14 protein-coding genes and 2 pseudogenes are annotated in these 12,160 nt (G+C 38.5%); 9 read left to right on the top strand and 7 right to left on the bottom strand.

What is annotated here, in order from left to right:
- A partial coding sequence (locus NLX67_RS17235; RefSeq protein ID WP_254312722.1) for a hypothetical protein occupies positions 1-348 on the bottom strand: 348 nt, incomplete at its 3' end.
- A 274-nt stretch (positions 349-622) separates the two neighbouring features.
- Between NLX67_RS17235 and NLX67_RS22895 the strand changes: the two genes are divergently transcribed.
- Together NLX67_RS22895 and NLX67_RS17230 are read left to right on the top strand one after the other, a co-directional pair.
- Positions 623-757: a hypothetical protein gene (locus NLX67_RS22895; RefSeq protein WP_256519954.1), complete on the top strand. Its 135-nt coding sequence runs from the start codon at positions 623-625 to the stop codon at positions 755-757.
- A 410-nt stretch (positions 758-1,167) separates the two neighbouring features.
- Complete coding sequence (locus tag NLX67_RS17230; protein ID WP_254312721.1) at positions 1,168-1,635, top strand: MerR family transcriptional regulator; 468 nt, start codon at positions 1,168-1,170, stop codon at positions 1,633-1,635.
- 114 nt (positions 1,636-1,749) lie between these two features.
- Here NLX67_RS17230 and NLX67_RS17225 read toward each other — a convergent pair whose 3' ends face one another.
- Both NLX67_RS17225 and NLX67_RS17220 read right to left on the bottom strand, forming a co-directional pair.
- Positions 1,750-2,484 (bottom strand): hypothetical protein, encoded by a 735-nt coding sequence (locus NLX67_RS17225; protein WP_254312720.1) that lies wholly within the window; start codon positions 2,482-2,484, stop codon positions 1,750-1,752.
- A gap of 1,267 nt (positions 2,485-3,751) precedes the next feature.
- A complete protein-coding gene (locus tag NLX67_RS17220; RefSeq protein WP_254312719.1) occupies positions 3,752-4,000 on the bottom strand; it encodes a hypothetical protein in 249 nt (82 codons plus the stop codon).
- A 298-nt stretch (positions 4,001-4,298) separates the two neighbouring features.
- On the opposite strand from NLX67_RS17220, the gene NLX67_RS17215 reads away from it, so the two are divergent.
- From NLX67_RS17215 to NLX67_RS17185, 7 genes and pseudogenes are all read left to right on the top strand, one after another.
- On the top strand, positions 4,299-4,997 hold the full coding sequence (locus NLX67_RS17215) for a hypothetical protein (RefSeq protein ID WP_254312718.1): 699 nt from the start codon (positions 4,299-4,301) through the stop codon (positions 4,995-4,997).
- A 435-nt stretch (positions 4,998-5,432) separates the two neighbouring features.
- Complete coding sequence (locus tag NLX67_RS17210) at positions 5,433-5,582, top strand: hypothetical protein (RefSeq protein ID WP_254312717.1); 150 nt, start codon at positions 5,433-5,435, stop codon at positions 5,580-5,582.
- A 108-nt stretch (positions 5,583-5,690) separates the two neighbouring features.
- Positions 5,691-6,818, top strand: coding sequence for a replication-relaxation family protein (locus NLX67_RS17205; RefSeq protein ID WP_254312716.1), 1,128 nt, complete (start codon positions 5,691-5,693; stop codon positions 6,816-6,818).
- Positions 6,819-7,739: 921 nt separating this feature from the next.
- Positions 7,740-8,081 (top strand): hypothetical protein, encoded by a 342-nt coding sequence (locus NLX67_RS17200; protein WP_254312715.1) that lies wholly within the window; start codon positions 7,740-7,742, stop codon positions 8,079-8,081.
- Positions 8,082-8,182: 101 nt separating this feature from the next.
- Positions 8,183-8,413, top strand: a complete 231-nt coding sequence (locus NLX67_RS17195; RefSeq protein ID WP_254312714.1) for a helix-turn-helix domain-containing protein — start codon at positions 8,183-8,185, stop codon at positions 8,411-8,413.
- 148 nt (positions 8,414-8,561) lie between these two features.
- Positions 8,562-9,690: pseudogene (locus NLX67_RS17190) on the top strand (IS3 family transposase).
- A 118-nt stretch (positions 9,691-9,808) separates the two neighbouring features.
- On the top strand, positions 9,809-9,997 hold the full coding sequence (locus tag NLX67_RS17185; protein WP_254312713.1) for a hypothetical protein: 189 nt from the start codon (positions 9,809-9,811) through the stop codon (positions 9,995-9,997).
- A gap of 154 nt (positions 9,998-10,151) precedes the next feature.
- Here the strand turns inward: NLX67_RS17185 and NLX67_RS17180 are convergent, their stop codons facing one another.
- The 4 genes and pseudogenes from NLX67_RS17180 to NLX67_RS17165 all read right to left on the bottom strand — a co-directional run bounded on the left by NLX67_RS17180 (position 10,152) and on the right by NLX67_RS17165 (position 12,130).
- Positions 10,152-10,517, bottom strand: a complete 366-nt coding sequence (locus NLX67_RS17180) for a PilZ domain-containing protein (protein ID WP_254312712.1) — start codon at positions 10,515-10,517, stop codon at positions 10,152-10,154.
- A gap of 253 nt (positions 10,518-10,770) precedes the next feature.
- A complete protein-coding gene (locus tag NLX67_RS17175; RefSeq protein ID WP_309143147.1) occupies positions 10,771-11,178 on the bottom strand; it encodes a peptidoglycan-binding domain-containing protein in 408 nt (135 codons plus the stop codon).
- 47 nt (positions 11,179-11,225) lie between these two features.
- Positions 11,226-11,624: pseudogene (locus NLX67_RS17170) on the bottom strand (M15 family metallopeptidase); the annotation flags it as partial.
- The gene (locus NLX67_RS17165; RefSeq protein WP_254312709.1) at positions 11,621-12,130 is read right to left on the bottom strand and encodes a phage holin family protein; all 510 of its coding nucleotides are present in this window, start codon (positions 12,128-12,130) and stop codon (positions 11,621-11,623) included. The gene NLX67_RS17165 and the pseudogene NLX67_RS17170, both read right to left, overlap by 4 nt.
- Between the last annotated feature and the right edge of the window lie 30 nt (positions 12,131-12,160).

The following is a 12,160-nucleotide window of genomic DNA, read 5'->3' as shown; positions in this document are numbered from 1 at the left end:
AGGGTGATGCCGCATGTTCTCATGTTCTTGATTAGGGTGATGCCACATGTTAGCATGTTCTTGATTAGGGTGATGCCACATGTTAGCATGTTCTTGATTAGGGTGATGCCACATGTTAGCATGTTCTTGATTAGGATGATGCCACATGTTCTCATGTTCTTGATTAGGGTGATGCCACATGTTAGCATGTTCGCGATTAGGGCGATGCCACCAATTATTGGCATATTCACGATTAGGGTGGTGCCACCAATTATTATCACCCCAGTACTGTGTTGGTGGGACTTGCTGGCCTTGAACTGGCATAGATGATGGGTAAGGGAGCATTCCAGGCATATAATGAAGATACAATTTTATCATTCTCCTCTACATATTAGTCATGCCTTCATGATATGCCTCTGAATTAAAAGTGTATAAGCAAACGCATTAGAAGAAAAAGCCTATATATACAAGCCCTCCAGAAAAGATTCTCTCAAAATTCCCGAGATAAAAAGGTTGTCGCCAGCTTTTGGGTTGTCCATTACCAGATTTTTATTCTGATTAATGATCAAAAATATTATTCCGAATCGAGATAAAAGAAAGCTTGTCTGCTTTCGTAGAATCATTACTGTAGGAGGCGGATGCGATGAAAATAAAAGAGCTGCTTGAACTGACGCAGCGTGAAGGATTTATGTTGTATTCGATGTTGGGTTTTTTATTTGTTCTTATTGAAATCTTGCCCGCATTAGAAAAGAAAAATGAAGCAGCTACATTAGATTAGGCTGCTTCATTCTTTAGAGCTTTATCAATTGGTCAGGAAAGTGTTTGGTTCTCATAAAAAATTTTGCGTAAAAGTGTACTAATACACAACGTTGTTAGAAAGAAAGGCACTTAATACAGTACAGTGGCTGTTCTTCTGTATTAACTCTTGTGCTAGTTAAAACTCATAAATAGCGACAAATTTAGTCAAAGGACATTTGTTTCTATTCACCGAACTTAAAACATACGTGAACAACATACTTGGAAACCTGATCGAAAACTGCCACACACCTTTAGAATAGCGTCATATTAAGCTTTTTGTCAGGAACATACGTTGAAACGTATCTTGAAAGGATGATTAAAATCGCAAATCAAACACAAGATCAACGTGCTGAAAACCTAAGTGAAAACCTGGAGGAAATGCGCTTAACGGTGAAAGAAGCGGCTAAGTATGTAAATGAAAGTCCTGGTGTTGTCCGAAATTGGTTGAGGGAATTGAAGCCATACATTCCTACTGTTCAAGGGGAAAATGGGTACCACTACTTTGATAAGCCAGCATTAGAAAGGCTCATGCTGATCCGCCAATTAAACAGGGACCAGAACTATTCCATCAAGCAGATCGAATATTACTTTGCTACGGGTGAACTGAAAATTGAACCCGAGCCCATGGAAGAAAATTCATCGGATGATATGAGGAAGGATTTAGATACCATTTTGGAGCGGCTGAAACGGCAGGAGCAATTCAATCAGGCATTAGTGATCAAATTAGATGAACAGCAGCATTACATCAAAGAATCGCTCAATAAGCGAGATCAGCTTTTACTTGAATCACTTAAAAACACGCAAGAAGCCAAGAAAGCTGAAGTTAAAAAGAAACGTTTTTTTGGATGGTTTAATTAAAAGAACAAAACATACCTCCAAACCTAAATGAAACCGACCACATAGGTTTGGATAGTGCTATAAACTATACTTTTCAACAAAAAAAGCCTCAATTTTAATAATTGAGGCTTCACTTTATTTTGCTTTAGCTAAGACCAAATTCTTCCGTGCTTTTAGGCTTTTTTTATAAGGTGACTTGGTTTGTGTTCCACTAACCAGTCCAACTGGTTTAACTGGTTTCAGCAAATCCTCAAAGGAACGTCCATTAAGTAGTGCTTCAGCCTTCCTTTTCGCTCTTTGATACTTAACTTCATCCCGATTTAAGCGGTTGTACCAAGTTTTGACCATCTTTTTCATTTCTTCAGCTTCATCATATTGATCGGTTTTCTTCACACTGGTGTGCCGGCTGAACAGATTGTCACGTAATTGGTATGCGAAAGACGCATAGAGCCCAGAAGAAGTTTCAAGTCGCCCTAATGATTCTTCCATTAAGCGATTATATTTTTTAAATGATCTAGAATGCTTTACTAATCGTCTCCAGGCATTTGGATATTTCATGCGCGCATAAAATGGAAGGATTAATCTGACACGGTGATCGTCTTTTGCTTTTTCCAATAATGCTTGTAAAGTTGGAGACTGCATACGGCTTAGGTATTCAGTTTGATTTACCACCAGTTGTACTAAAGAACGATCAGTTGTCATGATCTTCACACCCTTTCGCGTTTTAAATTGCTCATGTTTCTCTAATACCTCATCTAATGTCTCATATTGAAGGGAATTACCTATTAAATCGGGCAACAAATATTCATATTCTGCCCGTAGTTTGTTTAAATCAACACTATCAAGGATTCCGGAACGAACCAAATCCATTGTGCCTTTAGGTCTTGATGAGAATAGTTTACTTAATATTATATCCTATGCACTGGCGATATACCTGTTATGCTAGCGAAGGGATACGTTAATAAATCTAAACGTTCTACAAACTCTTCCTTTGGGGAAGCTGCATTATTCCCTGTATGTCTGCGTTTAAAATAGTCTTTAGGTCAAGGGATTAGAACCTGTGTGAATACCTATTGGAAAGAAGCCACATAGGTTTGAAATTAGGCTTCTGTAGTAGTGTTAATAATTCGTATATGGGGATTTAATTAACGGATAAAGAGAGAGTTAAGCCATAGTGGATTACTTCATTCCATACGTACTTTTTCATGGAAAGCCAGCTTAATTTGTATTCCATTCTTAACCCTGAATATAGCTGCAGGGGTAAGAAATTAATTCGAATTCCCGTTGTGCCCTCTCATGCATCTGGCCCAATGCAGATAGATTTCCATTTTTTGCCAAACTATAATTGTGGAAAATGACGTATTTGCCGAACCGATCTCGCATCTCATCAATTGTTTCATCTCTACAAGGGAGCCTACCACCACATTCAACTCAAAGCCTCAGGGAAATCCGCCGGGAAAATTCTGACGGTATCTATGTTTATGTTCTTCATTATCCTGCATCTTACCGTTTCTATCATAAATAAAATTAAGCAAAGGCAGTTATATAAAATCAACCTTCATACGTGATTTGTTATCCATAGAAGATATGCTTATTTAATAGCAAACTCCGAATAAAATAGGGTATTTTAATCGGAAAGGAGCTTCTAATGTTTACTTCTCAAATTTTTAATCCTTTGTTCAATCTGTTTTTGTCTTTCTTCTGGGGTTATGACTTTTGGGTTCGTCTTTACTAATCCTTGCTTAGCTTGTAAGCGTGCGTTTTCAATCAGTTTAGAGTGTAAATCTCGATGGTCAGCCACCTCAAAAAAACCCCTTCGTCCCTTAGAATTGTCTTTCGCATGACGTTTAGATGTATTATTCTTCTTCAAAGGATTTTATCAAATCTATAAACAAAAAAACTAATCACAAAACTGTGTGAGAGCTGTCATCAAGTAAAATGGGCTCAACTTTAAAGAAGACGATTAATTTTTCATGCAGGAAACCCCTCTTTTTCAAATCAGCTTTTGAGTAACCTCTTTTAACTAAGAAGAAACTAACCAAAATATGCAGCCTAACATGCTTTGTCTACTCCCTTCACTCTAACTGAAAATGACTATTTTCTAAGGATCTTACTATATTCTCGTTAATTTAGGTAGTCATCTAGCAAAGCCTGATAAAGCTGTTCCCTCCGTAAATCCTACTTTAAAGGCTGTTAGCATTGCCTCATTGCAGGCTTCTTCAACAAGTTTCCTCGCCTCCTCAAGTTCAGCCGCTTTATTCTTTAGTAGTAATCCATCGAATGATTTGACCACATCGGCAATTAGTTCATCAGACAAATCCGACTCACGGCTTTCCATTCTCATCCGCATAAAAACATTTAAATTATTGGCGAAATCCTTAGTCAATTACAGCACACCCTTCAGTATATCCTATAAAGATGACTATAGTCTTCTTTATGATGATAACATAACTCATTTTCGCAGATTATAGTTAATATTTTTAACATGGCCTCCCTTTGTAGTGCTTACAAGAACTAAATTGAAACTGAGTTCAAAATTTTTCTAAGCAAGTACAAATTAAAAAATTTTTCATTCTTCATTTTTTGTCAGTTACATGCTTTGTAATGGGATTTAAACTGAATACAAACTTAATGAGATCAGATTAATACTCGATCTTTTTATGTGAAAAAAGGAGGAAAATATTTTGAATAACGATACTATTTATAAAGATGATGACGATTTTTTGTGGACAAAAAGAGATCCTAACAATCTAGAATCTCTACCCATCTATCCCCCTGCTACCACTTACTCCCAACTTAATGATCGGTATAACCAATTAATAGATTTAATTAAGTCAATTGATGAGGTCCAGGCAGGTACGATAAAAGAATTGTTTCAAATTAAGCCTATTTTAGAGGATATTTTAATGAAATCTTCGGAATATCAAACAGACATGGAGGAAATAAAAACGAAAGGGCCTCAAATGAGTGCTCAACATATCGACTTTTATACAAAAATGGAATTGAATTTTAACTTTCCTTATATGAAGAAAACCCGGGAAAATAAACGGAGTTATTATGAAGCAATCCGGACAGTATACAGCCGATTTATGACTGGTGAATTGGACAGGCAGCTAGAACATGAGCCTGTCGCAAGATACCCAAAATCGTTTGTTCTGATTGTGCATTATTTTAAAGGAAATAGGATTCAGGATTTGGACAATCACTTTTCCTCATTCGTCTTTAATGTCTTGCGCTATAAGAATTTAATAGAAGATGACTCATGGATGAATATGTCATATATGGAAAAAGGACTTCCGGCTGAAGAAGGAAAGACAGAGCTTTATATTTGTAATCAATCAGATGGAATTGATTTATTTGAAACATTAAAACTAGGTCAGTGATGACAAGAAAGGGGTGTTTTCCTCTTTTCTTTTAAGATAATAACATATCGAATGGATATGAAAATATCCCTAAAATTTAGGTGGATTCTTATGGCTAACCGATAGGCTTTTTTTTGAAGAGCGGTTTAGCCATAAGAAATCCTTTACGGAATGGATATGATAAATCCTATTATATCAAGCCTACAGCTTGAATTTTTAGTAATAAGCTTTTACTACACCGGATTAGATATGAAAAACTCCTTATAAATACCAGTATATAAGGGTTTTGGTGAAAAAATCCGAATGAAGCCCAAAGGAATAAGTATAGAGTGAGTTACCTCCAGTGACGAGGGATATACGGTTTTTATGCTATGTTCGAAAAATGGGTAAGGTTGTGGCGTTTTTAAGATTCGTTCGTAAGTAGGAACACATAAAGGGATCGAAGAGATAGGAGTTTTGAGGGAGTGGAAAGAACGCTTCAGCGTGAATGGAACGAGGGAAATGCGACTGGAAGAAAAAAGTACAAAATATCATGGGGATTGGGGCGTTGATGGTGAAATAGCAGTTGGAGATAAGCGGTATCTTGAGTTGATGCTGCTGGTCTAGTGAAGGAATGAAATCCTGAGAAAGTGGAAAGAGAGCTTGCTCGACTGGAACGCAGGAAGGATTTCATGAGTGAATGGATAGTAAAAGGATAAAAGGGAGGAAATAAGGATGGATTTCATTGATGGACGGGGCAAAAAGACAAAATATAATGTTGAAGAGATTTTAATAGATATATACCGGATGCGGGCCTTAACCATCGGACAGATTGCTGATGTATTTTTTGGCGGCAGAAAGCATTATGTGTATAAAAAGCTGAAAAGGATGCAGGAAGATGGGTTAATTGCCGATATGCCGCATCATGAAAAAGGTGGACGGTTGATCCAAAAACTCTATTATGTAACGAACAAGGGCATTGACTTGTTGGAACAGAAAGGTTATTTGACCGGGAAAAAGAGGCTTGAGCGGTTTAATAAGCCGGAGAAAAGCAAAGTAGACTACGTCATTTTAACAAATAATATATATGTGTTGCTGAAGAAACATGGGATTAAGATGATTGACTCTCGGCAATGGAAGTCCGAAAAAAAACTTGACCGAAATGCAATGGTCCGTGGGGGAATTGTGTACACAGAAGAAGAGCAGTACGGACTTTATGCTTTTTTCAATGAAATCGGGGAACAAAGTGAATCTGAAGAAGAGAGATATGTATCTCAAAAAACGATCCAGCGGTTTTTAAAAGAGTTAGAGAACAAGGGAAAAACTCAACGCTATATCTGCCTTATTTACGGGAAAAACATGTATGAGCAGCTGGAAAAGGCGATTAAGAAGCATAGACCTTCTATTTTAGAGTTAAATTTACTTCCTTGTAGGAAAAATAGATTTGCTTATGACCTAATATGTACTTATAAAGGCATAAATGCTCAAAAAAACCGGTTCCACAGAATTTCAGGAATAGTTCCTTTAAATGATGACCGAAATGCTCAAATTAACCCAAATCAGTCCTTTTTCAGCTATATAGGCAAAGTTAGCAGCGGAGAAGAAGTATATGTAGTGGATTACTTGATGATGAACATTATAGCAATACAGGCATTGTACAATCACTATTCCCATGAAAAATACCTTCGTGACGGGCGAAAAGTCTATTTATTTTGTTGGGAACCGATCAAAAACGGCCTAAAAAAGGAATTTCAGGCGTATCCTCACATTGAAATCATTCCGGTCCCTATTGAAATGGTGAAAGAGTGGAAAGGAGAAAAACAGATCGGCAGCCAACAGGAAGAAGAAATATTTAGTTTGTGAAAAACACGCGCAATCCTTATCTGGGTAGACCGGCTTTTAAAAAGAGAGTCGGTTTTTTTTGTGATGCCGCAAGTGTTGCCGCAGATGATGCAGCATCATACAACCCTTGATAAAACAACAATTAGAGGGGGTTTGTCCATTCACTTCGTTTTGTTGCGGCAGGTGTTTACGCATATGTTGCGGCAACAAGTGCGGCATGGTGCAGCTACACATGCGGCATCATATGCCGCATAGTTGCCCGCCTTTAATGCCGCAAAAAGAAACCCTTGATGCATCAAGGTTTAGCGGTTAATGAAAAGATGCTCCTCAGAACTGCCGCTTATACTGTATGTAATAGTGCCGCAGATAAAGCCTCATTATCTCTCGCGCATTCCAGCAAATAGTGAGGCAGAATATGTCGCAGATACTCTCTCATAAAAAAAAGATAGTTGAATGAAGCGATTTTGTATATTGATTGGTGAATTTCCCATTCCTTCCCTTCATTATCCACTCAAATGATCATTTAGGTAGCCCACTAAGTTCTTATCCGCCTTATTTGGACATTTATAAAGAATGCTGCAGCTCATACTCTATTCTTCCAGTCTCCCCACACCTTTACTTTGTTCTAAATACTAAGGCGATTAATGTTTCTTCCATTATTGGCTGAGAATTTACGAAAAACACTATGCTGCATATATTCTTGCTTTTAATGCCGCAGATAATGCGACAAACATTCTCGCAAAGTGCGGCTGATAAAGCGGAATCCTATTAAAATGGCATTTCCCACTCGATTTTTTGTCAGTTACAGCGAGAAGACCTGTCCGTAAAATAGAGATATAAACAGTAAGGCGTGAATTAATGCCGCAGTGTCTGCGACAAAATCAGCGCACTGTACTTAATGGTTGTAATTCGTGTCACAGTCTAATAAAGGGTGGTGAGGAAGTGTCATCATACAAGGAAGTATTAGAAACGTTATGTAAAAAAATGACGAAGGAAAGCCGGGCGTTGTTATTCACCGTTCGAGAGAAACCTATGAATAAAAAGCAAATTTGGGAAGTGGCTAATCTTGACTATTTGAAATTACAGCAGGAAAGGTCTGTTCCTGAGCCGAAAAAGCTTATTACCTCTCGTTATTGCCTGGATTTAAATATGGCTCGTTTAGAGGGAGCCATACTGGTGAATGTGCGACACCTAGGGGTCGTAGCGGTCTATAATATTACTGAATTAGGGAAAGAGGTTCTCTCTTATTTTTTTCAGCTAAATCGCACAAAAATACAAAACTAGGGGGCAAAATATTATGACGAATATTTATCCCTTTTGAAGACTATAGTACGTAGACTATTTGTAACATTTTTTCAATGATATTCATTGAAGAGGTGTTGACCATGAAGATAGAAGAAGCATTTGGGCTAGTTTTACGAAAATACCGTAAAGAAGCAAAAATTACTCAAGAAAAGCTTGCTTTTGAAACGAAACTAGATCGAACGTTTATTAGTCTTTTAGAAAGAGGGAAAAGAAGACCTACCCTGACAACTTTTTTTATTATCGCCAAACATCTAAAGGTGAATCCAGAAGTCTTTATTGCAGAAATCCATGAATTGCAAGATGAGATTTAAAAACCTTTTTCCCTGGTAGGTAGTTTAATCAATTTCATTTTATAATTTCCTACAAGTAAAAAAGAGTATTATGGAGCGTCTACACTTATCTGGACAGAAAAATTAAGGTCACGTACACTTGACCTAAAACAGATGAGGAGCTTTAACTATGACAAAGCGAGAACGCCGCACATTCACGCCCGAGTTCAAAAAACAAATGGTGCAGCTGTACCAGAATGGAAAAACAAAACGATCCATTATTGATGAGTATGATTTGACTCCGTCATCCCTTGATCGCTGGATCCACCAGGATGAAACCTCCGGTTCTTTTAAAGAGAAAGACAGCCGGTCTCCTGAACAGCAGGAGCTTTTAAAACTCCGCAAGGAAAATAAGCAGCTATTAATGGAGAATGATATTTTAAAGCAAGCCGCGCTGATCATGGGACGAAAGTAAATGTCATCAAGCGAAACCAAGACAAATACTCGGTATCAGCAATGTGCAGCGTCCTGCAAATCTCACGTAGTACGTATTATTATGAGGCCAAACCAAAGAACGGCAGTCAGAAGACGACGTAACAGGCGCTGTCATCGAGATTTTTGAACAAAACCGAAGTGCCTACGGCACCCGTAAAATCAAAGTCGAACTGCACAAACGTGGATTTATGGTATCAAGGAGACGTATTGGCCGCATCATGAAGGAACAAGGACTTGTTTCATCCTATACGGTAGCACAGTTCAAACCACAGAAAATGCCATGTAATGAATCAGCTGAGGCAACAAATGAATTGAAACGTGAGTTTCAGCAGACAGAAGCGAAAAAAGTGGTTGTTAGCGATTTAACATACGTCAAAGTCAAAAACAAATGGCATTACGTATGTATCTTTGTCGATCTCTTTAATCGCGAAATTATTGGCTTCAGCACAGGACCAAACAAAGATGCGAACCTTGTCGCACGGGCTTTCTCTTCCATTCAAGGTGATCTGCGGGATATCCAGCTGTTCCATACTGACCGTGGCAGCGAGTTTAAAAACCAGTTAATTGATGAGACATTAGCAGCCTTCCAGATTGGCCGCTCTTTAAGCATGAAAGGCTGTCCATATGATAATGCCGTGGCGGAAGCCACGTTTAAAATCATCAAAACAGAACTTGTCCGCCAGATGAGGTTTGATAGTCTAGAACATCTCACACTCGAATTTAGTGACTATGTTAACTGGTTTAACAAGCTACGAATTCACGGAACACTAGGCTATGTAAGCCCAATTGAATACAAGCAATCGTCCCTTAAAAAAGTTGTCTGATTTAGTGTTGACAATCCAATATTGTGACGATCAAATTTGCAGATGGGAAGTAAGTGATAAATCACAACTTTACTAGTGATAGCTAAGCCGCCATCTTTTGTGTAAAGGAGCTGACTGTATGTGGGACCAAAAAGAAAAGATCATTATGGTCTGTCCCTTCTACCAAGAAGAAATGCAAGAGACGGATCATGTGGGGATAACGCAAATACACAGCATCGTGCACTTATATTGCGGTGCTTGGCCGCGTCCGGGTGAACATGTTATCGAGGAAGGCCAGTTTGAAAACATAGCGAAGAAGTTTTTATGACCGGCTACGACCGGTCTTTTTTACTTTTATCACATCCAAAGGTGCTTATTTGATTTTTAACTTAGAATACATTAATAAGAAATAACTTCTGATGTGGTATGTTTCTAAAAATCAAAAGCCCTACTCGAGTAAGCAGGGCTTTAATATACTTATGTTATTGAGCAACTTTTGTTATCTTATGGACTGGTTTTGTTAGGGAAGCTATTGATTGAATATATCCCATATTAGCGGATAAAATCTCAAATCCATATGTAAATTCATTCTTATTTTTTCTTTGCCACACAATAGAACCTAGAATGCGATTTTCTATTCCAAATAGTTGAAATTCTATGGATAGTATCAATCCTGTCATGACAGGAAAGTCTAAAGATGACGATAAACGCAATCCCTTTAAACTAAAATTTTCTACATGAATTAAAGCGGACTTACCTGATATGTATTGTTTTTGAAACTTATATATCCCTGCCTTTCCTATCACAGGGTATTTTAACTCTCTCCTTTCATCTCTACGATTTTCCATAAGAACCTCCTTCGATAATTGGCTAACCTATTCTTTGTTCACCTTGGCCTCTATAGTTTTGTGCCATCATTTTTCGTTTAATTTTCGTTCCCGAACAATAATTGGGTATATTTCCATTATAATTCTTTTTACCCATTTTACAATCAAAAAAAGCGGAATTATTGAATCTAAATAATCACTACAATTTAACCTTAAAAATGATTTATACAACAAAACCCCGTATCGAATGATGACCGGGGCTTTGCAGTATTTATTAGGCACTTTCATTGCGAATTTTCAGATTGTATCCATGTTCAGCATTGATAAGTGCCCGTGCTTCCTCTGCTGATTCAAGCGATGTAAAGACGCCTGTATAAACTCGATTGTCCTTTTCTCCTTTGAATGCATTGAAGCTGATTTCTTTTGCAGCTGCCTTGGCTGCTTCGGGCGTGCCAAAAGTGCCGGTCACGACACGGAATACGCCAGGCGTTCCAACGAGTGATTTATCTTTAAGCAGCTGATCGATCTTGGCCAAGGTTGCATTACCAGCAATGCCATCGATCACCAAGCCAGTACGGCGCTGCAGGATCATGACTGCATTGGTTGTTCCTTTTCCATACACGCCGTCGACGCCGTTTGTATCCAGACCCAGCTTAACCAGTTTTTCTTGCAATGTTTTGATTTCGTTCGTGCTTAACGTATTGATCGGCGCTGCAGCAGCTGTGGTCAGAAGCTTATTGTTCCATAGTCTTTGTAATTAAACTGCAAGTGCGGAGCATCCCATCCCCACCGGTACCCAGATTCAAAGCCCAGTTTTTCTGCGTATTCAATGGCGGTTAGGAATGGCCGTTTCGCATAGTCCGCTTTTGCCCACAACGCTATCCCATTTTTGACCGGCATGAAATCAAGGGCTTGTCCAACGAGATGGTAGGACTTCATTGTTTTCGATTTTTTATTTTTAATGTTCTCCCGCTGTTGCGCAACGGTCCGGATTGTTTCGTAAATGAGTACATCAATTTTGTTATCAATGCAATACTGATACCACTTCATGGCGGCATTGCGTGTATTCGGTGCTAGATCTTCCAGATTCCCGAGGTTTCGTTGATGATAATAAGGTGTCCAGCTCATTTATCGTCACCACCCTGCACGTCTTTTTGTGTGATTTCTGTTTTTGTGACGACTTCAACCACTGGAGCAACCTTTGTTTCATTCTCCTCTTTCAGCTGCGCGAAAACGGAACTGATCTGCTTCGGCACTTTTACACCAAGGTGGCCAAGATTCTCGATGAAGCTGATCCCTTCCATTCCGATCAAAAACATGATCATCGTATTACGCATAAACTGCCCGCCAGTGCCACTGATGTTGTCCATCTGTACCGCCACGACAACCGCCAGCATCATAGCTGCCTTTTTCATCAGCCCTTTAAATCCAATCGCTGAAGACAGTGTTTTATTATCAATAGCAATCATGATGCCTGTTACATAATCGGTAATCATCATAATAACGAGCGCGTTAAACAACTGGTCCATCCCTCCAACTAAATAGGCAAGAGCTGATAAGCCCCCGCCAACAATTGTGTTATATAAAGTGTCTGTGTTGTGTTGCATCAATAAATCACTTGTATTATTCTTCATTTTACACTCCCCTTTCGATTTTAGACATAA

This window comes from Domibacillus sp. A3M-37, assembly GCF_024213455.1.
GTDB lineage: Bacteria > Bacillota > Bacilli > Bacillales > Domibacillaceae > Domibacillus > Domibacillus tundrae.
This window is presented reverse-complemented; position numbering and strand designations above follow the sequence as displayed.

Bases quoted from the DNA above. Each gene is read 5' to 3' on its own strand.
- NLX67_RS22895 (WP_256519954.1), top strand. From the start codon at position 623: ATGAAAATAAAAGAGCTGCTTGAACTGACGCAGCGTGAAGGATTTATG.
- NLX67_RS17225 (WP_254312720.1), bottom strand. From the start codon at position 2,484: ATGGATTTGGTTCGTTCCGGAATCCTTGATAGTGTTGATTTAAACAAA.
- NLX67_RS17205 (WP_254312716.1), top strand. From the start codon at position 5,691: ATGGATTTCATTGATGGACGGGGCAAAAAGACAAAATATAATGTTGAA.
- NLX67_RS17195 (WP_254312714.1), top strand. From the start codon at position 8,183: ATGAAGATAGAAGAAGCATTTGGGCTAGTTTTACGAAAATACCGTAAA.
- NLX67_RS17185 (WP_254312713.1), top strand. From the start codon at position 9,809: ATGTGGGACCAAAAAGAAAAGATCATTATGGTCTGTCCCTTCTACCAA.
- NLX67_RS17180 (WP_254312712.1), bottom strand. From the start codon at position 10,517: ATGGAAAATCGTAGAGATGAAAGGAGAGAGTTAAAATACCCTGTGATA.
- NLX67_RS17165 (WP_254312709.1), bottom strand. From the start codon at position 12,130: ATGAAGAATAATACAAGTGATTTATTGATGCAACACAACACAGACACT.